Here is an 18,598-nt window from a genome sequence, read left to right as displayed (position 1 = left end):
CCCGGAGGCACATCGATGCGACAGTTCACCGCCGTCGTCAACCCCACCGCGGGCGGCGCCACCTCCGCCGCCGCGCTGCTCGGGGTGGCCCGGCTGCTGCGGGAGGCGGGCGCCGGGCTGGAGACCGAGTACAGCCACAGCCTCGCGCACGCCCGGGAACTCGCCCGGCGCGCCGGTGAGCGGGGCCGGGTGGTGCTCGCCGTCGGCGGCGACGGGATGGCGGGCGGCATCGGCGGCGCGCTCAGCGGCACCGGGGCCCTGCTCGGGCTCGTCCCGGCCGGGCGCGGCAACGACTTCGCCCGCGCGCTGAGACTGCCGACCGACCCGGCCGGGCTCGCCCGGGTCCTGCTCGACGGCGAACCCCGCTGCGTCGACACCATCGAGGTCACCTCGGCCGTCCACGACCGTACCGTCGTGCTCGGCAGCGTCTACGCCGGTGTCGACGCGCTCGCCAACCACCACGCCAACAGCGCGCGTCTGCTGCGCGGCACCGCCTCCTACTACGCGGGCGCGCTGCGCGCCGTCGCCGGCTGGCGCGCGACCCGCTACCGGGTCACGGTCGACGGCGAGGAGCACGCCTTCACCGGCTACACCGTGGTGGCCGCCAACTCCGGCTACTACGGCTTCAACCGGCTCATCGCGCCCGCCGCCGAGGTGGACGACGGTCTGCTGGAGGTGGTGATGATCCACGACGCGCCGCGGTGGCTGTTCTTCAAGCTGATGAACGAACTCGCGACGGGCGCCCACGTCCACCGCCCCCAGGTCCGCGTCCTGCGCGGCAGGGAGATCCGCGTCGAGGCGGACCGGGCGATACCCTACGGCGCCGACGGAGAGGTCGAGGCCGCCGTCCCCGTCACCGCCCGGGTACTGCCCGGCGCCCTGCGCGTGCTGTCGGAACCCGCGCGGCCCTCTTAGCTAGCCCGCCGAGTGCGTCACCGCGACCGGACCGAACGAGACCCGGGTGCGGCCGCCGTCGTCCGCCCAGACCACGTCGACGTGGCTCTCACCCGGCACGACCGCCGTGACGGCCTCGGCGACCGGCACGTTCACCGGCTCACCGGTGAGTGCCGCCAGGCAGACGTGCAGGGAGACCCCGCCCGCCTCGCCGGACAGCCGGGGAAGCTCGGCCCACGGCACGTACGCCGTGCCCTGCGGTGCACGCACCGTCTCCGTCCCGGGCAGCCAGCCGTGCAGTCCGTGCAGCGCGGAGACCAGGGGCTCCTCGGGGCCGGTGGCCCACCCGGTGTGCGTGACCCGCGCCCCCGGCGGCGCCCCGACGACCCGGTGCACCCGCAGTTCGTACGGACCCCGGGCCACCGTCACGCTCTCCACCCGCAGCCCCGGCACCATCGGCGCGCCGCCGGTGAAGACGGGCCGGTGCCAGGACGCCGCCCAGCCCCAGCCGTCGCCCTGCCCGGCGCCGAGCGGGTGGATGCGGCGCCGGACGCTGCCCCGGCCGCCCACCTCCACCGACAGGTGGTTGTCCGCGGCGTTCTCCCCGGCCGTGGGCCCGGTCCGGGTCGAGTAGGCCTGCCGGCCGTAGTGCGGGTCGTCCTGGTCCGCCGACTCGCCCTCGTGCGGCCGGACATGGTCGCTGCCGTGGTTGTGCAGCCGGACGATCCCGTCCTCGCGCGTCGACTGCACCAGCAGCCCCGGCGCCGCGAGGGCGAGCACGCGGTCCGCCTCCTCCACCGGCGCCGGCTCCTCGGGCGCCGTCCACAGCGGGTGGCCGGCCGGGGCGAGGAGCGACACGAACGCCTTCGACGCCCAGTACGGGGAGGCCGGGCCCGAGTACGGCTGGAGCGTCGCCTCGTGCGGGCCGAACCAGCCCAGGCTCAGCAGCCCCTCGTCGCTCAGCGCCCCGCGGTCCGTGAAGTACCGCAGGCTGCCGCTCACCAGCCGCCGCGAGGCACCCGGCGACAGGGGGGTGTGCCCGGTCAGCGCGCCCAGGCCCACGGCGGACGACGCCGCGAAGCGGTAGGTGAGCGAGCGGCCGTAGTGCAGCGGCGCGCCGTCGGCACCGAACATCAGGGCGAACCCGTCCAGGTGGGCCCGCAGCCGCTCCCCGTACCGGCCGAGGGCGTCGGCGTCGCCGCCGAGGTGGGCGTCGAGCACCGGGTACAGATGCAGCGCCCAGCCGTTGTAGTGGTCGAAGGCGCGACCGTCGCCGTCGGCGTACCAGCCCCCGCCCCGGTACCAGCCCTCCATCAGCTCCAGCGCCCGCTCCCGTGCCGCGGCCGTCTGCGCGTCGCCGCGGCCGACCGACTCCAGGAACCCGGCGACCGTGTACGGGAACAGGTACCAGTTGTTCGGTGCCGGCACGTGCCGCAGCGCGCCGCGCAGCCACTCCTCGACCCGGTCCTGGACCCCGGCGTCCAGGTTCTTCCAGAGCCACGGCGCGGTCAGCCGCAGCCCGAGCGCGACCGACGCCGACTCGACCATCGGCTGGCCCTGCACGTCGTGGTCGAGGATCAGCGGCCAGGACTCGGTGTCGTCGCGGCCGGGGGTGAGGGTGCCCGAGGCGAGGCCGCGCGCGTAGCGGCCCAGCCAGTCGTGCGGGTCCGCGCCGTCGGCGCCGGCGACCCGGAAGGCGGCCGCGAGGAACGTCCGCGCGAAGCCTTCCAGGCCGTCGGAGCGCACACCGGAACGCGACGGGCGCCCCGGCAGGTCGAGCAGGGCGCCGCCCGGGGTGCTCCAGCGCCACGCGGCCCACAGCAGCCCGTCGGCGACGGCCTCCCAGTGAGCCCGGGTCCAGCCGGTGTACGGGCTCGACACACGGTCCTCGGTGGGCAGTTCGAACGGGATGCTCATGCCAGGAACGCCAGCCTTTCGCGTCGTACGGGATGGAGGAAGCCGGCTCCGGAGGCCCAGCGGGTCGTCTCGGCGAGCGCGAGGTCGGCCAGGCGGCGCCACTCGTTGCCCTCGGAGCCGGCGAGGTGCGGGGTGATCAGGGCGTGCTCGCAGTCCCACAGCGGATGGTCCGGCGGCAGCGCCTCGGGGTCGGTGACGTCCAGCACGGCCCGGATCCGGCCGGCCGTGACGGCGTCGGTGAGCGCCTCCTGGTCGACGACCGCCCCGCGGGAGGTGTTGATCAGCACCGCGTCCGCCGGCATCGACTCGATCAGCGCACGGCCGACCAGCCCACGGGTGGTGGGCAGCAGCGGGGTGTGCACGCTGACGGTGTCGCAGCGCGCGAACAGCTCCGGCAACTCGACGCGTTCCACGCCCAGTTCGGCGGCCTCCGCGTCGCTCACGTACGGGTCGTGCAGCAGTACGCCGATGTCGTGCGGCCGCAGCAGTTCCACGACCCGGCGGCCGATCAGCGAGGCCGACAGGATGCCGACCGTGCGCCGGTAGTTGCCGACGCCGCGCGAGGTGCGCAGCCAGTTGCCCCGGGTCCGGGTGGCCCGGTAGTCGCGGGCCCGCTCCAGCACCCGCTTGCCGCTCAGCAGGATCATGCCCAGGGTGTACTCCGCGACCGGCAGCGCGTTGGCCGCGGCGGCCGAGGAGACCTCGACGCCCCGCTCCCAGCACGCGTCGGTGACATGCCCGCGGACACTGCCCGCCGTGTGCACCACGGCCCGCAGCGCCGGAGCCGCCCGCAGCACGTCCGCGTCCAGCGGCGGACAGCCCCAGCCGGTGACCAGCAGGTCCACGTCGGCCAGCACCGACCGGGCGCGCGGGGTGGACAGGTCGTCCAGCACCGGGAACGGCGCGAGTTCGCAGACCCGGCGCAGCGCGCCGAGCGACTGGGGGTCGAGGACGGCAGAGGCGGCGTCCGGGGACATGGCCACGGCGGCACGGGGCCGGAAGCCGGGTCCGGGGGCGTACGGGGTCACTTGACGGCTCCGGCGGTCAGGCCGCTGCGCCAGAATCGCTGGAGCAGCACGAAGGCGAGGATGAGCGGCAGTACGGCGAGCAGTGAACCCATGATCACCACGGGGTAGTACTCCGGCGACACGGACGCCGAACTGTTCCACTGGTACAGGCCGAGACTGACGGGATACAGATCCTGGTCGGACAGCATCACCATGGGCAGGAAGAAGTTGTTCCAGATCGCGGTCAGCTGGAAGAGGAAGACGGTGATCAGGCCCGGCCCCAGCATCCGCAGCGCCACCCGGACGTACGTGGTCAGCTCGCCCGCCCCGTCCACGCGCGCCGCCTCCAGCACCTCGTCGGGCACGTAGCCCCGCGCGAAGATCCGGCCCAGGTAGACGCCGAACGGGTTGAACAGCACCGGGATGAACACCGCCCAGAAGGTGTTCACCAGGCCGGCCTCGGACGCCATCAGGTACAGCGGCAGCGCGAGGACCGTCTGCGGCACCATCACCGCCGCCAGCACCAGCCCGAACAGCTTCTCCTTGTGCCGGAAGCGGTACTTGTCGAAGGCGTAGCCGCAGGCCACGCTCACCAGGGCGCCCAGGGCCGCCCCGAGGACGGCGTACAGCAGGCTGTTGACGTACCAGCGGCCGTACAGCCCGCCGTCCATGGCGAACAGGTCGCCGAGGTTCTGGAGGAACGAGAAGTCGCTCAGGGAGAGCAGGTCGCTGCTGAACAGGGCGTCCCGGGTCTTGCTCGAGGCGAGCACCAGCCACAGCACGGGCAGCAGCGTGTAGAGGACGGAGACGGCGACGACCACGTTGACCGTGAGCCGGCCCAGCAGTCTCGGGCGGAGCAGCGAACTGTCGGTGGCGCTCATCGGGCCTCCTCGGCGTCGACGCGGCTGGTGAAGCGGGTGACGCCGTAGGACAGGGCGATGGTGCACACCAGCAGGACGACCGAGGCGGCCGCCGCGAGACTGTAGTTGTTGCGGGTGAAGGCCGCGTCGTAGATGTACATGCTGGGCGAGAACCGGGAGCTGATCATCGGGGAGGACTGGCTGAGCAGCATCGGCTCGGTGAACAGCTGGAGCGCCCAGATCAGGGTGAAGATCGACACCATCACGATGGACGCCCGCACCAGCGGCGTCTTGACCTGGAGCGCGGTGCGCACCGGCCCCGCGCCGTCCACGACGGACGCCTCGATCACCTCGCGCGGCACGGCCTGGAGAGCGGCGTAGAAGACCACCATGTTGTAGCCGAGGTTGCTCCACAGCGCGATGTTCACGATGGAAGGGACCACCGTGTGCACGCCCAGGAAGTCGATCGTGATGTCGCCCTTCGCGAACAGCTCGATGACCGGGCTGATGCCGGGCGTGTACAGGTACAGCCAGATCAGCGCGGCGATGATGCCGGGCACGGCGTGCGGCAGGAACAGGCCGAGCTGGGCGAAGGCGCGCAGCCGGACCACGCCGGAGTCCAGCAGCAGGGCGAGGACGAGCGCGCCGACGACCATCAGCGGGAGGTAGATCAGGCAGTACAGGGCGACCGTGCCGAGCCCGCCGAGGAAGGTGGGGTCGGTGAGCACGGCGCCGTAGGAGCGCAGTCCGACGAAGACCGTGCGCTCGGGGCCGAAGCCGAGTCCGGGCTGGTCGTCGCTGTAGAAGCTGAGGTAGACGGCGGTGCCGACGGGGATCAGGAAGACGGTGACCAGCAGGGCGAAGAACGGCGTCATCAGGACGCCGCAGGCGGTCAGTTGGCGCCGCTTCGCGGCTCTGCGGGCGCGGATGCCGGAGGCGGAGGGCTCCGGGGCGGCGGCGCGGGTCGCGCCGGCCGGCACCCGTGAGTGGGTCGTCGTGGTCATGGGTGTCACCTGCCTTTCGTCGGCTCAGGTGCTGCGCTGGGTGGTGGACAGGCCGAGGGCCCTGAGGTCGGGCATGGTGCCCTCCTGCGCGGTGCGCAGCGATGCGACGAGGCTGCCCTGGCCGCCGCCGACGCGGGCGAAGGAGTCCTGCATGACCTTCTGGGTCGCGCTCATCCTCGGCCCCCACAGCCACTGCTCGCCGATCTTCTCGGCCTCCTGCTCGAACAGGGTGTAGATGTCCTGCCCGCCGTAGTACGAGCGGTCGAAGGCGTCCCGTCCCACCGGCACCAGGCCGGGTGCGGCCGGGTACTGGCTGCTGGTGCCGCTGGAGAGGCGGGCGCGCAGCGCGTCGGGGTGGGAGACCTGCCACTCGATGAACTCCATGGCGGCCTCGGGATGCCGGCTGTCCTTGGTGACCGCGAAGGTCGACCCGCCGTGCGTGCCCGTGGCCGGACTGCCCGTGTCCCACTGGGGCATGGGCGCGATCCGCCACTGGCCCTTCTGCCCGGGCCGCGCGTTCATCTGCGCGCCGGCGTCCCAGGCGCCGCTGAGCCGGGTGAGGACCAGCCCGTTGCCGATCTGCGCGTCGGACTGCCGGCTCTCGACCGCGTTCATGAAGACGTGGTCGCGGTCGATGAGCTGCTGCCAGTAGTCCGCGACGCGTCTGGACGGCGCGTCGGCGAGGGAGACGTTCCAGGCTCCCCGGGAGGTGTCGAACCACTGGGCGCCCGCCTGCCAGGCGTAGCAGGCGAACTGCGTCATCCCGTCGGAGGGGAAGAGCACCAGCCGCCGGTCCGGTGCCTTGCGGCGCACGGTCGCGGCCTGCTCGGCGAACTCGTCCCAGGTGCGCGCGACGCCGAGGCCGTAACGGTCGAACAGGTCGGCGCGGTAGTGCATGACCATGGGCTCGACGTCCAGCGGCACGGCGAACACGCGGTCCTCGAAGGTGGTCAGTCCGAGCGCCTGCGGCAGCAGCTTGCGGCGCAGGCCGTCGCTGACCAGGTCGGTGATGTCGCGTGCGACTCCGTCGATGGCGTACCCCGGGACCTGGGGATACTCGATGGTGGCGACGTCGGGCGCGTTGCCCGCCCGGGCGGCGTTGCTGAGCTTGGCGTAACCGCCCTGCCCGCCGGAGGGGATCTGCTGGAAGTCGACCTGGATGGTGCGGTGGGTGCGGTTGAACGCGTCGACCACCTCCTGGCTGCCGCGCAGGGCGGACCAGAAGGTGACGCGTGTGGTGGTTCCGGTGCGGGCCGACGATGCCCCGTTCCCCCCGCTGCAGGCGCTCACGGCTCCTGTCAGGGGTACGGCGGCCATCGCGGCGAGCACGGACCGACGGCTCTGTCGTCCGGGCATGGTGCCTCCCGCGGCTCCTGCGTGTCCGCGGGGGTGCGGCCACGACTGTTCGGGACACGGGAATCCTGAACGCCCCGAATCAAACGGTCAAGAGATCGATCAGAAGAAAACGAAACGCTCAAACGCTCACTCGGTCGGAGGGTTGACGAGCCGGCCGGTCGAACCGCGCACCATCAGCCGCGGCAGCAGCTCGACGCGCCGGCCCGGCCGGGTCCCGGACGGCTCGGACAGCCGCTGGAGCAACAGCTCCGCCGCCATGCGTCCGACCTCGGCCTTCGGCGGCGCCACGGCCGTCAGCGGCGGCGAGCCCAGCCCGGCCACCACGTCGTCGTACGCCACGACCGAGCAGTCCTCCGGCACCCGCACCCCCTCCTCCGCCAGCCGCTGGACGATCATCAGCGCGTCCACGTCGCCGTGCAGCACCATGGCGGTCGCCCCCAGCTTCCGCATCAGCGCGGACGGCTCGGCCGTCTCGTCCGCCGGGTGCGGCCCGTCCACCCCGGCCTCCGGCGAGACGAGGGTCCACGCCCACCGCTCCACCAGGGGATGCGCCCCGGCGATCTCGGTGAACGCGGCGCGCAGCGAACGGGCGGTCGGACTGTCGTGCCGCGTGGCGAACACGATGCGCCGGTGACCGAGGCCCACCAGGTGCTCCACCGCCAGGTGCGCGCCGTACCAGTGGTCCGAGCACACCGAGTCCAGGGCGTGCAGCGCGCTGCCCCGCCACGGGCGGCGCTCCATCAGCACCGTCGGCACCCCGGTACCGGCGAGCCACTCGTGGTCGGCGGCCTCGTCGGCCCGGCCGCGCCAGCGCGGGGCGATCAGCAGCCCCTGCGCGCCGTCCGCCAGCGCCCGCTCCACCAGGGGCCGTTCGGCGCCGGAGGCCTGCGGCGCGAGATGCAGGGCGATGCGCAGCCCCGACTCCTCCAGGACCGTGCGCGCGCCGTGCAGGGTCTCGGTGAGGTACGAGTGCCGCACCGGAACCACCACCGCCACCCGGTCCCCGGCCGCCCCGCCGGTCTCCGTGGGCGCCTCCCGGTCCGGCAGCGTGGACCGGACGACCCCGTGCCCGCGCGCCAGCCGGCCCTCGCGTGTCAGCTCCTCCACGTCCCGGCGCACGGTGACCACCGAGACCTGCAACTCGTCGGCGAGGTCCCGCACCCGCGCGGTACCGCGCGCCTGCACCGCGGCCAGGATCCGCTGGCGCCTGAGATCGACCGGCTCCCGCATCAGGTCTCCCCACCCGTGAATGTTCGTTTGAGCGATTCTTCGCCATCATAGCGATCGCTCATGCGGGGTGCCGGTGCGTTCCCGCGGGCCCTACGGCTCGGGGTCGGCGAGGAGGGGACCCAGCGGGCCCAGGTCGAGGTTCAGGTCGGCACGGTTCAGGCCGTGCTGGGCGCACAGGTCGTCCATCCGCTCGTCGAGCAGCATGAGCGCCGTGCCGAGCCGGTCCTCCTGCGCCGCGCTGAGGGTGCCCTCGTCGAAGCGGCGCACGGCCTGGCGCTCCATGAGCTGGCGCAGCAGCTCGACGACCGTGAGCACCAGGGCGGCCAGGTCGTTCGTGACCCGCTCGGGGTCCAGGTCGAGGGCGTGTTCCCGGCGCCCGGTCACAGCGGACCGCTGTCCGGCCAGGGGGCGGGCATTCGCTCGCTCACCGACGCCAGCAGCGCGTGCAGGGAGATCCGCACCAGTGGCACGTCCGCGATGGCCAGGACCAGGTCGCCGCTGACCACCACCCCGGTCGCCAGCACCCGGTCCAGCAGGTCGACGAGGGGCACCCCGGCCGGCGCGTACGGCTCCGGGCCGTCCCACGGTACGGGTGCCGGGCCCGGCGTACGGGTGTCCGCGACCGTCATGCGGGGACCTCCCGGCCGGGGTGGGCGTCCGGTGCCTCGTCTGCCTCGTCCCAGCGCGCGAAGGAGTACGGGATCCACGGTCCCGACGCGTCGGCCCGTACGGCAGGATGCCGCCCCTCGGCGGTGAGACCGGCCAGGGCACGGGTGAAGGCGGCGCGGTCGGCGTCCTCCACCAAGTAGGCGACGTTGAGGAGTTGCGGGGTCCGGCGGCCCGTCAGCCGCTCGCTCTGCGGCCGGTGCCGGGTCGCGGCGACGGCGTACCGCCGCAGCTCCGCGTCGACGGCCTCCGCCTCGGCCCGCGCCCTCCCGTGCGCCTGCTGCCGGTCGCGCCGCCGTGCGCTGGCCCGGCTCAGGTAGGCGCGGCCACCGGAGCCGGCGCCGGTGCCGGGGAGGGGTTCGGCGGGGGCCGCCGGAAGATCGTCCGGCGCTCCCTCGGCGGCGTGCACCTTCACCGCCCACTCGGTGCGGTTCCGGAGACGGTCGAGCAGCGCCTCCAGCACCGGTCGCCGGTCGGATACGGCCCGCACCGCCGACCGGTCGCCGCGGTACAGCGTCGCCATCGGCAGGGGGACGACCGCACCCCGCCCCGCCGCGGCCTCGACGGCCCGGTGGTGGGCGCGGGCGCAGCGCTCCAGGTCGGTGGGCCGGTTGAGGCGTTCCGCCAGGGCCTCCTCGTCGAACAGGGCCGCGGGCACGTCCTGGACGACCAGGCACAGACCGCCGCCCGCGTCGAGCACGCGCAGCGGGCCGCCCTCCTCGTGACCGGTCGCCGAGTCCAGCGCGGCGGGGTCCGGCGGGGTACCGGTGACGGCGAAGGCGCAGACGAGGCCGGGCTCCACTCCCGCGCCCGCGCTCACCGGGCGGCCCCCGACGTCTCCCCGACGGCGGCCGCCGCGTCGCTCTCCTGATCGTGCTCCAGGGCATCGTCCAGGGCGTCCAGCCGGGCCCGCAGGCGCGCGTTCTCCTCGACGAGAGCGTCCCGCGCGGCCCGGGACGACAGGGCCGGGTCGGTCTCCCACCAGTCGATGCCCGCCTTCTTCGCCGTGTCCACCGAGGCGATGAACAGCCGCAGCCGGATGGTGAGCAGTTCGATGTCGAGGAGGTCGATCTTGATGTCTCCGGCGATGACGATGCCCTTGTCGAGGACTCGTTCGAGGAGGTCGGCGAGGCTGCCGGTGGCGGGCGGGCAGTCCAGGGGGTCGGGGTCCGCGTACCTGTGGTCGAGGTCGGTCACCGGGCGCTCCTCGCCCCGTCAGCGGCGTCGGCGGGCACGGTCCTCGTCCTCGTACTCGTCCTCTTCATCCTCATCGGCCTCGTACTCACTGTCCTCGTCCTCGTAGTCCCCGTCCCCGTCCTCGTAGTCCCCGTCCCCGTCCTCGTAGTCGTCGTCGTCCTCTTCCTCGTCGTCCTCGTACTCGTCCTCCTCGTCGTCGTTCTCCTCCTCCACGGCCTCCTCGTGGGTACGGACGACCTCGCCGTCACGGATCTCCCCGCGCCAGCCCTCGACCTCCTCCTCGTCCACCAGCGTCACGTGCCGTGCGAAGTGCTTCAGGTCCAGCCGCAGCCGGCGTCCCTGGGCGCGCCACAGGTTGCCGGTCTTCTCGAAGAAGCCCGACGGGTAGTACTCGCAGACCACGACCACCCGGGTCAGCCGGGGCGCCAGCTCGTGGAAGGTGACCACGCCACGCGTGCTGCCCTTGGCGCCCTCGGAGGTCCACACGATCCGCTCGTCGGGGACCTGTTCCTGGACGGTCGCCTTCCAGCTACGGCTGGACGGGCCGACCTTGAGGTTCCAGTTGCTGGTCACCTCGTCCTCGGCGCTGACGCTGCGGACGCCCTTGGTGAAGTCGCTGAACTCCTGGAGCTGGGTCCACTGGTCGTAGACGACGCGCAGGGGGACGCCGATGTCGACGACCTCCATGATGTGCGTCGCCTTGATACTGCCGGCGCCGCTCTTGCCGCCGCCCCCGCGCTTGGAGCCGCCGTTGCCGCCGCCGTTGTCGTTGCCGTTGCCGTTGCCGTCGCCGTCGCCGTTCGCGGAGGCGGTGAGGCGATCGGTGAGGCCGCCGATCCGTTCCCCCGCCTTGCCGACGAGGCTGTGCCCCCGGGCCGAGAGGTACCCGCCGAGGGCGTCCTTGAGGCTCCCGAGAGGGGACGGCGTGTCCTTGTCCTGCCGGTCGGGGGTCATCCGCGTCCCCCTCCCCGCCTGCGTGAACTCGCGGTCTTCTTGGCGGGAGCCGCCTTCTTCGCGGGCGCGGCCTTCTTCGCCGGGCTCTTCGCGGTCTTCTTCGCGGCCTTCTTGGCCGTCTTCTTCGCTGGGGGCGCGGCCTTGCGCGGCAGAGCCTTCTTCGCCGTACGCCGACGCGGCGCGGGTTCGGGCTCGCGGTCCTCCTCCTCTTCCTCCTCGTCGAAGTAGGTGTCCTCGTCCGCCGCGTCCTTGTCCGGGCCCTCCTCGTCCCAGTCGTCCCGCCGGCCCTCGCCGGTGAGCGCGTCGGTACGGTCGCGCAGCGAGTCCGCGAGGCCGGTGAGCCGTCGGTTCGCCGCGGCGGTGGCGGCCGCGCGCCCGGCGGTCAGCAGCTCTCCGCGCAGCTGCTCGGTGAGTTCGCGGATCTGCGGCGCCTGCTGGAGCCCGCCCAGTCCCTGGGACAGCAGGTCGCCCGGCGACAGGCCGATGCGCCGCCCCGCGAGATAGGAGCCGACCGCGAAGGCGAGCTTGGCCTTCTTGGTGCGCCCCAGGAGGTATCCGCCTGCCATGGCTGCCGCCAGGGCCGCCTTGCTGTCGCTCATACGTGCCTTCTCTGCGCTCGGTCCATGGTGGTCGTACGGCTGCCCGGGCGGGCCGGACGGGCCCGGCGTTCGAGGAGGGCGAGCAGCCGCTCCTCCTCCCGTTCGAAGGCCGCCTCGTCGATGGCGCCCTCGTCCAGGGCCCGGTTCAGCGCGGCCAGCCGCGCCTGCACGGCGCGCGGGTCGTGGGCCTGGCGCCGGGCCTCCTGGAGCAGGTGGTCGGCGATCCACGCCGTGCCGCGCACCGGCGCGAGGGGCAGCAGCAGGAGCCCGCTCACGATGCCCACCCCGTCACCGCCCCGCCGTCGCGGGACGCGGTTCGACGAAGCTGTAGCAGGGCAGGGGGCCGGTCACGCTGAGCGCCAGCCGGTCCCCGCAGGCACGGGCCCCCGCGTCCACCGCCTCCCGGAACCGGCGCTCGTCGCCCGCGCGCAGCAGGAACGAGGCGCTGAGCACCTGATCGCCGTCGGTCGTGCCCCCGGCCGTGCGCACCGCCAGCGGCGTCAGACGGTCCAGGACCTCCCGCGCGGCGCGCCGTGCCTCCCGGCGTACGCCGAGCGCGAGCGCCTCTCCCAGCCGGACGTTGGCCTCGTAGTCGGGACGGCGCCGGGTCCGCAGCGCCATGGACCGCAGGCTCTCGTCCCGGCGTACCAGATCGGCGAAGTGGCCCGGCACCACCGTGCCCTTGACGTTCAGTTCGACGCATCCCCGCACCTCTTCGAGCTGGTGCGCCAAGTGGGACGAGTCGGCGCGCAGTTGGGCGAGCAGGGTGTCGGTCCGGGGGCTGAGCACCGCGAACCGCATGGGCAGCAGCGGTCCCTGTGCCGCCAGTTCGTCCAGGACGGCCTGGTGGGCCAGCAGGTCGCGGCGCCGGGGCAGGAGCCGCGCCGGAGCGTCCGACACCGCGGCGCACAGGCCGGAGTCGGTCAGCAGCCGCACCGGGGCGCCGTCGACGCCGGGGGAGCGGGGCGCGCGGATCCCGGCGGGCGTGATGCCGTAGACGTAGAGCGACTTCAGCTCGGTGCCGGGGGCGGTGGTGGTGACGGGCGCGGTCATGCGTCCTCCTTACGGGTGCGGCGGCGGGGTCGGTCGCGCGGGCGGTCCTCCTCGGTACGGCGCCGGGCCGAGGAGCGCCCGCGGGGGAGTGCTTCCTCCTCCTCGTGCGTCTCCTCGTCCGGCGCGAGGACGTCGCGCACCTTGTCGGTCAGCGAGCGCGCCGTCCGCTTCGCGCCCGCCCTGCCGACGGACTTGGCGACCGGGCCGCCGAACAACTCGGGCACGGTCTTGGAGCGCGCGTCGTGCTCCAGGTCCAGCCGGTTGCAGGCCTCGGCGAACCGCAGGTAGGTGTCGACGCTCGCGACCACGATGCGGGCGTCCACCTTGAGGATCTCGATGCCGACCAGGGAGACGCGCACGAAGACGTCGATCACCATGCCGCGGTCGAGGATGAGTTCGAGGACGTCGTAGAGGGTTCCGGCGCGGGGCGCGCAGATGACCTCGTCGTCGTACGTGATCATGCGGTGGTCCTTCCGGGTACGCGCCTCACCGTCGGCTCACTGGTCCTGGGCGCCGCGCCGGTAGCGCGCGATCCTGCGGTACTGCACGAGGTCGCCCGCGGAGTCCAGTTCGACCTCGTAGGTGGCGAGCAGACTGGTGGTGTCCGGGATGCGGGCCACTTCGAGCACGTCCACGTTGACGATCCAGCCGCCGTCCTCGCTCCGGCACACCGCGGAGACGCCCTCCAGGTGGTGCCGGATCAGTTCGGAGAGGGCGTCCGCGGCGCGCCGGGCCGCTTCCCGGGCACCGCGCACGGGACGTTCGCGGGTGGCGGTGGAGGTCGTGCGGCGCCGTCGCTCGCCAGGCTCTGTCATGCTGCCCACTCTGGCCGCGGGGCCCGGTGCGCGCGTGCGGGGTTACCCCATCCGGGGCGGTGCCGTAGCCCGCCGCCCGCCGCGGGACCGGTGGGTCAGGCGTCCGGCGCGGTGGCGTCCGGGCGGCGGCAGTGCAGGAAGAGGTGCGGTTCGGGCCGGGCGTCCGGGTGGGCGGGGGTGAACAGCGTCGCCTCCTCCGTCACCACCTCCAGACCGGCCTCCTGCGCCACGGTGGCGAGGGCCTGCGCGGTGAAGCTGGTCACGCGCACCGGCTGTCCCATGAAGACGGCGTCGACGCCCTCCACGTCCAGCGGCACGGTCGCCAGCACCAGGTAACCCCCCGGCCTCAGCACCCGCGTCAGACGCACGATGAGCGCCGCCTGCTCCCGCCGGTCCAGCTGGAGCAGCGAGAAGTACACGCAGACGGCGTCGAACGAAGCGTCGTCGAGCGGTACGTCGTGGATGTCGGCGCACCGGAACGTGGCGTCCGGCACCTGCCGGGCGGCCAGCTCGACCATGACCGGCGAGATGTCGATGCCCAGCACGTCGTGGCCGGCGGCCGCGAGGGTCTCGGCGGTGGGGCGGCCGGTGCCGCTGCCCACGTCCAGCACCCGGCTGCCCGGCGCGAGCCGCCCGAGCAGCCACTCCAGCGAGCGCCGGTGCGTCCTCGACCCGGCGAACGCCTTCTCGTACTCGGCGCCCAGCGCGTCGAACGCGGCGGCGGGGTGCGGCCGGTGCTGGTCGTCGGTCACGACGGGTCCCTTCGCTGCGCCGATGCGGTGCCGTCCGCATCGTTCCACCGGGACCGAGCCGCCGACAAGGACTCTTACGGGCGAACGAACGGCGCCCCGCGGTGAGGTTCAGTGTTCGGAACCGGTCGGCCGACTGGTTCCGGTGGCACCCAGGTCGTCGGAGCGGCCGGCGTCGATGCGTGGCCAGTGTGCTGTGGGGCGTCCACCCCGCTCGTCCCGGAGCGGCCGCCAGTCCGGGGCCCCGCTGAGAGTCCGTGTGGCCTGCCCGAGGCGCGGCCACCCCGCCGGTGAGTCCTCCCAATCCTCCTGGCGTCCGAACGCCGTGAGGTCCATGAGCGCGTAGCTGTAGTCCACCGCCTCCGCCCCACGACGACTGGTCCAGTACGTCTCGAAGACACGGTCGCCGTCGCGCAGGTAGCACACCAGGTGGAACAGGCCCGGCTCCCGGCCGACCAGAAGTGTCCCGAGCGAGGGCTGCGCGGAGTACCACGGCATCGTCCAGCCCATGAAGGCGCGGTAACGCAGGCTCTCCTCGTAGGACGTCTGCGCGTCCGCGAAGCCGTAAGCGGAATTCCGCCCCTGGGAGAACACGGCGAAGGTGATGTCGCGGGAGTGGAGATAGGCCGGCTCACCCACGTGGCTCATCACCCAGGTGCAGCCTTCGCACTGCTCGGCAGCCGGCCGCCCGGGCCACCACATGAAGTAGTAGGCGATCAGCTGGCGTCGCCCCTCGAACGCGTCCAGGAGCGTCACGGGGCCGTCAGGTCCCAGCAGAGGGCTGTCCGCGGCCACCTCGACCATCGGGAGCCTGCGGCGCGCGGCGGCGATCGCGTCCCCCTCGCGCGTATGGGCCTTCTCCCTGGCGCGCAACCCCTCCAGCCGCTGCTCGAAGGCGGCGCGGTCGACCACCGGCGGATGTGTGTCACTCGGCTTCTCGGACATCAGGGGCTCCTGGGATCACTCGGGGGCGTTCCGTTCGTGCCTCGCTGTCCCTGCCCTTTCCCTCCTCCTGCCGCTGCCGTCCGACGCCCAAGCCCCTCGATCGGACCACCGGGCGCGCGTCGGCAGGAGGTGAGGGATTCCTGAGAATCCCGGGGACGGCTGAACACTCCGGCCCGCTCCTCCGTATGGAGCCGGGGGCATTCCATGCCCGAGTCCGTCACGACACAGGAGCACGCCTTGGGACACAACAGGCGCAGACGCCCGACCGGGGCGCGGCGCGCGACCTTCGGAGCGGTCGCGCTGATACTGGGGGGCGGCGGCCTGGTGGCCGTGAACGTCTTCGCCTCCGCGACCGAATCCGGCAACGAAGCCGTTCCCCTGGGCAGTTCCGGAGTCGCGGCGACCGTCGACTGCCCCGACCTGACCGAGCGGCTGACCACCGTGCCGGAGCCTGCCAGGCAGGAGGTCGACACCGAACTGGCCCAGCTCGACGAGCAGATCGCCACCGCGTACCGCCAACTCCAGGAAGCCGCCCGCACCGCGGACGACGGCTCCCTCGACGAGGCCGCCATCCTGGACCCCCTGAAGGAGGACCGGGCGGCGACCATCGAGCGCATCGCCGCCGCCGTCGCCAAGGCCGGGGACCGCCCCGAAGGCCTGGACACCCTCGCGGAGTGCACGCTGCGCCGCACCGAGGTCGCGACGGAGCCGGCCCAGAGCGGCGGCCCGGACCAGCAGGAACAGCAGGACCGGGATCAGGGAGAGGGCCAGGGACAGGAGCAGCAGCAGGGCGAGGGTGACGACGGCGCGGCCGGGAACGGCGGCCAGGCGGGCAACGGCCCGGTGGCGGCCGACTACGCCGACATCAAGTCCGTCCAGCCCAACGTGGTGAAGGCGCCCCGCCAGAAGAGCGCCTCGAACGGCTCCTTCAGCACCAGCTGCGGTGTCAACGCCGAGGGCCTGTTCAACTCGGACAACCTGATCGCCGCCCCCGGCGTCGGCAACGGCGCCCACCACTTCCACGACTACGTCGGCAACCAGGACAGCAACGCCTTCTCCAGCGACGAGGACCTGGCCGCCGCCGAGACCAGCTGCGCGGACCAGGGCGACAAGTCCTCGTACTACTGGCCCGTGATCCGCCTCCAGAACGGCACCGAGGAGCAGGACGCCCAGTCACCCGGCGGCGGCATCGAGGGCAACGCGGGCGAGATCGTCACACCGGCCGAGGTCACGCTCACCTTCGAGGGCAACGAGCGCGGCAAGGTCACGGAGATGCCGCGCCTGCTGCGCATCATCACCGGTGACGCGAAGGCGTTCGTCAACGGCAACGCCAACGCGAACGCCTCCTGGAGCTGCACCGGCTTCGAGGACCGGCAGCTGAAGGACAAGTACCCGCTCTGCCCCTCCGGCAGTGACGTGGTGCGCACCTTCACCTTCCAGAGCTGCTGGGACGGCCGCAACATCGACAGCGCCAACCACCGCACCCACATGGCCTTCGCCACCGCCGACGGCGGCTGCCCGGAGGGCTTCAAGGCCGTTCCGCGGCTGGTCCAGCGGGTCGTGTACGACGTGGACGCGCCCAGCCTCCAGGACGGCGGCCGGACGGTCCCGTTGTTCGCCGTGGACTCCTTCCCGGAGCAGTTGCACAAGCCGGTCACCGACCACAGCGACTTCATCAACGTCTTCGACGAGGACCTGATGCGGGAGATGACGGACTGCATCAACTCCGGCCGCGAGTGCGGTGCGGACACGCCCCCGCCGGGCTCCGACCCGGGCCAGGGTGAGGACCCGGGCGCCTCCGAGGCACCGGACGACGGCAAGGGCGAGGAGCAGCCCGGCGGCGACGGCGGCGAGCAGCCCACCGCGCCGCCGGCCGAGCAGACCGCCACGGCCTCGGCTCCCGCCGAATCCGGCCAGGACGGCGGCCAGGACGGTCAGGACGGCCGCGACGAGCAGAACGGCGGCGGGAACGACGCACCGGCCCCCGGGCAGGACGACGGCCGGGACGACGGGCAGAAGCAGGAGCCGAACCAGGGGCAGAACGGCGGACAGGACGAGGAGCAGAACCAGGGGCAGAACGACGCGGAGCAGCCCGCGCCCCCGGCCGCCGGCCAGGACGCCGGCGCCTCCCCGAGCGCCGCGCCCAAGGCCGCCACGACACCGGCGGACGCCCCGGACGACGCGGGCAGCGCCGTGCCGGCCCCCGAGGCCAGCCAGGGCGACGGCGGCGCCGCCGCACCGCAGCCGCAGGCGCAGGGCGGACTCGCCGAGACCGGCTCCGGCCTCGGACTGTGGCCCGCCGCCGTCGGCGGCGTCCTCTTCGCAGGCGGCTGCGTGCTGCTGATCCGTTCCAGGCGGCGAGCGCTCTGACGCGGACTCCGGCACCGGTATGACGACGGGCGGGCGGGATCTCTCCCGCCCGCCCGTCGCGCGAACTGGCTCGTTTCGGATGTTGCCAAGGGGTTCACGCGGGCGCAGCCTGGACTCCGCGAGGCGCTGGGAGCGCTCCCATTCGTGTACCCGCACTTGGACACCGTCCCCCCACGGAAGAAGACGCCATGACATGTCATGATCACGCCAATCCGGTGAATCCGGCGAATCCGGTGAAACGAGTCCGTCGCACGGCGGCCCTCGCCCTCAGTGCCCTGACCGCGGTCCTCCTCGCCCTGGTCCCGTGGAGCGGCACCGCCTTCGCCCACGGTTCGGTCGTCGACCCCGCATCCCGCAACTACGGCTGCTGGGACCGCTGGGGCGACGACTTCCAGAACCCCGCCATGGCGCAGGAAGACCCCATGTGCTGGCAGGCCTGGCAGGACGACCCCAACGCCATGTGGAACTGGAACGGCCTCTACCGCAACGGCTCCGCCGGTGACTTCCAGGCCGTCGTCCCCGACGGTCAGCTGTGCAGCGGGGGCCGGGCCGAGAGCGGACGCTACGACTCCCTGGACACCGTGGGCGCGTGGCGGACCACGGACGTCGCCGACGACTTCACCGTCAAGCTGTACGACCAGGCCGGCCACGGCGCCGACTACTTCCTGGTCTACGTCACCCGGCAAGGCTTCGATCCCGCCACGCAGACCCTGACCTGGGGCGACCTCCAGCAGGTGGCGCGTACGGGCAGCTACGCACCGAGTCAGAACTACGAGATCCCGGTCAGTACGTCGGGCCTGAGCGGCCGGCACGTCGTCTACACGATCTGGCAGGCGTCGCACATGGACCAGACGTACTTCCTCTGCAGTGACGTGGACTTCGGCTGATCGCGCCCCCGCCGGTCCCCCCACCCCCGCCGCCACCGGCGCGCGCGGCGGCCCCGGGGGCGCACCCGCCCCGTGGGCGTCCCCGCAAAAAGAAG

At 73.2% G+C, this 18,598-nt stretch carries 21 protein-coding genes; 3 read left to right on the top strand and 18 right to left on the bottom strand.

The genetic code is table 11. The annotated features are described in order from the left end of the window. Positions 1-15: 15 nt before the first annotated feature. On the top strand, positions 16-915 hold the full coding sequence (locus ACFW01_RS29020) for a diacylglycerol kinase family protein (RefSeq protein WP_384508406.1): 900 nt from the start codon (positions 16-18) through the stop codon (positions 913-915). On the opposite strand, the gene ACFW01_RS29015 is transcribed toward ACFW01_RS29020, so the two are convergent. From ACFW01_RS29015 to ACFW01_RS28930, 18 genes are all read right to left on the bottom strand, one after another. Beyond that, positions 916-2,811 carry a DUF2264 domain-containing protein gene (locus tag ACFW01_RS29015; RefSeq protein WP_384508403.1) on the bottom strand — a complete coding sequence of 632 codons (1,896 nt, stop codon included), beginning with the start codon at positions 2,809-2,811 and terminating at the stop codon, positions 916-918. Then, positions 2,808-3,839, bottom strand: coding sequence for a hydroxyacid dehydrogenase (locus tag ACFW01_RS29010; RefSeq protein ID WP_384508400.1), 1,032 nt, complete (start codon positions 3,837-3,839; stop codon positions 2,808-2,810). Before ACFW01_RS29010 ends, ACFW01_RS29015 begins: the two co-directional genes overlap by 4 nt. Further along, positions 3,836-4,699 carry a carbohydrate ABC transporter permease gene (locus tag ACFW01_RS29005; protein WP_122619129.1) on the bottom strand — a complete coding sequence of 288 codons (864 nt, stop codon included), beginning with the start codon at positions 4,697-4,699 and terminating at the stop codon, positions 3,836-3,838. The genes ACFW01_RS29010 and ACFW01_RS29005 overlap by 4 nt, the downstream gene beginning before the upstream one ends. Then, positions 4,696-5,682 carry a carbohydrate ABC transporter permease gene (locus ACFW01_RS29000; RefSeq protein ID WP_384508397.1) on the bottom strand — a complete coding sequence of 329 codons (987 nt, stop codon included), beginning with the start codon at positions 5,680-5,682 and terminating at the stop codon, positions 4,696-4,698. Before ACFW01_RS29000 ends, ACFW01_RS29005 begins: the two co-directional genes overlap by 4 nt. A gap of 24 nt (positions 5,683-5,706) precedes the next feature. After that, on the bottom strand, positions 5,707-7,038 hold the full coding sequence (locus ACFW01_RS28995) for a sugar ABC transporter substrate-binding protein (RefSeq protein WP_234956038.1): 1,332 nt from the start codon (positions 7,036-7,038) through the stop codon (positions 5,707-5,709). A gap of 126 nt (positions 7,039-7,164) precedes the next feature. Then, the gene (locus ACFW01_RS28990; RefSeq protein WP_384508393.1) at positions 7,165-8,268 is read right to left on the bottom strand and encodes a substrate-binding domain-containing protein; all 1,104 of its coding nucleotides are present in this window, start codon (positions 8,266-8,268) and stop codon (positions 7,165-7,167) included. A 90-nt stretch (positions 8,269-8,358) separates the two neighbouring features. Further along, a complete protein-coding gene (locus ACFW01_RS28985; protein WP_234956042.1) occupies positions 8,359-8,652 on the bottom strand; it encodes a gas vesicle protein K in 294 nt (97 codons plus the stop codon). Further along, positions 8,649-8,897 (bottom strand): gas vesicle protein, encoded by a 249-nt coding sequence (locus ACFW01_RS28980; protein ID WP_234956044.1) that lies wholly within the window; start codon positions 8,895-8,897, stop codon positions 8,649-8,651. The genes ACFW01_RS28985 and ACFW01_RS28980 overlap by 4 nt, the downstream gene beginning before the upstream one ends. After that, positions 8,894-9,754, bottom strand: coding sequence for a GvpL/GvpF family gas vesicle protein (locus ACFW01_RS28975; protein WP_384508389.1), 861 nt, complete (start codon positions 9,752-9,754; stop codon positions 8,894-8,896). The genes ACFW01_RS28980 and ACFW01_RS28975 overlap by 4 nt, the downstream gene beginning before the upstream one ends. Then, a complete protein-coding gene (locus tag ACFW01_RS28970) occupies positions 9,751-10,131 on the bottom strand; it encodes a gas vesicle protein (RefSeq protein WP_234956048.1) in 381 nt (126 codons plus the stop codon). The genes ACFW01_RS28975 and ACFW01_RS28970 overlap by 4 nt, the downstream gene beginning before the upstream one ends. A gap of 18 nt (positions 10,132-10,149) precedes the next feature. Beyond that, positions 10,150-11,085, bottom strand: coding sequence for an SRPBCC family protein (locus ACFW01_RS28965; RefSeq protein WP_384508386.1), 936 nt, complete (start codon positions 11,083-11,085; stop codon positions 10,150-10,152). Beyond that, the gene (locus ACFW01_RS28960) at positions 11,082-11,684 is read right to left on the bottom strand and encodes a hypothetical protein (RefSeq protein WP_384508383.1); all 603 of its coding nucleotides are present in this window, start codon (positions 11,682-11,684) and stop codon (positions 11,082-11,084) included. Before ACFW01_RS28960 ends, ACFW01_RS28965 begins: the two co-directional genes overlap by 4 nt. Next, complete coding sequence (locus tag ACFW01_RS28955; protein ID WP_384508380.1) at positions 11,681-11,968, bottom strand: gas vesicle protein GvpG; 288 nt, start codon at positions 11,966-11,968, stop codon at positions 11,681-11,683. The genes ACFW01_RS28960 and ACFW01_RS28955 overlap by 4 nt, the downstream gene beginning before the upstream one ends. Positions 11,969-11,972: 4 nt before the next feature. Continuing rightward, the gene (locus tag ACFW01_RS28950) at positions 11,973-12,737 is read right to left on the bottom strand and encodes a GvpL/GvpF family gas vesicle protein (protein ID WP_234956055.1); all 765 of its coding nucleotides are present in this window, start codon (positions 12,735-12,737) and stop codon (positions 11,973-11,975) included. Then, complete coding sequence (locus ACFW01_RS28945; protein WP_384508377.1) at positions 12,734-13,198, bottom strand: gas vesicle structural protein GvpA; 465 nt, start codon at positions 13,196-13,198, stop codon at positions 12,734-12,736. Before ACFW01_RS28945 ends, ACFW01_RS28950 begins: the two co-directional genes overlap by 4 nt. A gap of 36 nt (positions 13,199-13,234) precedes the next feature. Continuing rightward, complete coding sequence (locus ACFW01_RS28940) at positions 13,235-13,552, bottom strand: gas vesicle protein (protein WP_384508374.1); 318 nt, start codon at positions 13,550-13,552, stop codon at positions 13,235-13,237. Between the two features lie 95 nt (positions 13,553-13,647). Continuing rightward, positions 13,648-14,304, bottom strand: coding sequence for a class I SAM-dependent methyltransferase (locus tag ACFW01_RS28935; protein ID WP_384508371.1), 657 nt, complete (start codon positions 14,302-14,304; stop codon positions 13,648-13,650). Between the two features lie 108 nt (positions 14,305-14,412). Beyond that, positions 14,413-15,246: a DUF899 family protein gene (locus ACFW01_RS28930; RefSeq protein ID WP_234956064.1), complete on the bottom strand. Its 834-nt coding sequence runs from the start codon at positions 15,244-15,246 to the stop codon at positions 14,413-14,415. Positions 15,247-15,450: 204 nt separating this feature from the next. Between ACFW01_RS28930 and ACFW01_RS28925 the strand changes: the two genes are divergently transcribed. Together ACFW01_RS28925 and ACFW01_RS28920 are read left to right on the top strand one after the other, a co-directional pair. Continuing rightward, positions 15,451-17,616: a DUF1996 domain-containing protein gene (locus tag ACFW01_RS28925; protein ID WP_384508366.1), complete on the top strand. Its 2,166-nt coding sequence runs from the start codon at positions 15,451-15,453 to the stop codon at positions 17,614-17,616. 188 nt (positions 17,617-17,804) lie between these two features. Next, the gene (locus ACFW01_RS28920) at positions 17,805-18,503 is read left to right on the top strand and encodes a lytic polysaccharide monooxygenase (protein WP_384508363.1); all 699 of its coding nucleotides are present in this window, start codon (positions 17,805-17,807) and stop codon (positions 18,501-18,503) included. Positions 18,504-18,598 lie beyond the last annotated feature (95 nt).

The organism is Streptomyces sp. NPDC058985 (assembly GCF_042740985.1).
Classification (GTDB): Bacteria; Actinomycetota; Actinomycetes; order Streptomycetales; family Streptomycetaceae; genus Streptomyces.
The sequence above is the reverse complement of the archived record's forward strand: the minus strand, read 5'-3'. Positions and strand labels throughout refer to the sequence as shown.

Coding starts and splice junctions, on each gene's coding strand:
- ACFW01_RS29020 (WP_384508406.1), top strand. CDS start 16: ATGCGACAGTTCACCGCCGTCGTCAACCCCACCGCGGGCGGCGCCACC.
- ACFW01_RS29015 (WP_384508403.1), bottom strand. CDS start 2,811: ATGAGCATCCCGTTCGAACTGCCCACCGAGGACCGTGTGTCGAGCCCG.
- ACFW01_RS29005 (WP_122619129.1), bottom strand. CDS start 4,699: ATGAGCGCCACCGACAGTTCGCTGCTCCGCCCGAGACTGCTGGGCCGG.
- ACFW01_RS29000 (WP_384508397.1), bottom strand. CDS start 5,682: ATGACCACGACGACCCACTCACGGGTGCCGGCCGGCGCGACCCGCGCC.
- ACFW01_RS28995 (WP_234956038.1), bottom strand. CDS start 7,038: ATGCCCGGACGACAGAGCCGTCGGTCCGTGCTCGCCGCGATGGCCGCC.
- ACFW01_RS28990 (WP_384508393.1), bottom strand. CDS start 8,268: ATGCGGGAGCCGGTCGATCTCAGGCGCCAGCGGATCCTGGCCGCGGTG.
- ACFW01_RS28980 (WP_234956044.1), bottom strand. CDS start 8,897: ATGACGGTCGCGGACACCCGTACGCCGGGCCCGGCACCCGTACCGTGG.
- ACFW01_RS28965 (WP_384508386.1), bottom strand. CDS start 11,085: ATGACCCCCGACCGGCAGGACAAGGACACGCCGTCCCCTCTCGGGAGC.
- ACFW01_RS28960 (WP_384508383.1), bottom strand. CDS start 11,684: ATGAGCGACAGCAAGGCGGCCCTGGCGGCAGCCATGGCAGGCGGATAC.
- ACFW01_RS28950 (WP_234956055.1), bottom strand. CDS start 12,737: ATGACCGCGCCCGTCACCACCACCGCCCCCGGCACCGAGCTGAAGTCG.
- ACFW01_RS28945 (WP_384508377.1), bottom strand. CDS start 13,198: ATGATCACGTACGACGACGAGGTCATCTGCGCGCCCCGCGCCGGAACC.
- ACFW01_RS28940 (WP_384508374.1), bottom strand. CDS start 13,552: ATGACAGAGCCTGGCGAGCGACGGCGCCGCACGACCTCCACCGCCACC.
- ACFW01_RS28930 (WP_234956064.1), bottom strand. CDS start 15,246: ATGTCCGAGAAGCCGAGTGACACACATCCGCCGGTGGTCGACCGCGCC.
- ACFW01_RS28925 (WP_384508366.1), top strand. CDS start 15,451: ATGCCCGAGTCCGTCACGACACAGGAGCACGCCTTGGGACACAACAGG.
- ACFW01_RS28920 (WP_384508363.1), top strand. CDS start 17,805: ATGACATGTCATGATCACGCCAATCCGGTGAATCCGGCGAATCCGGTG.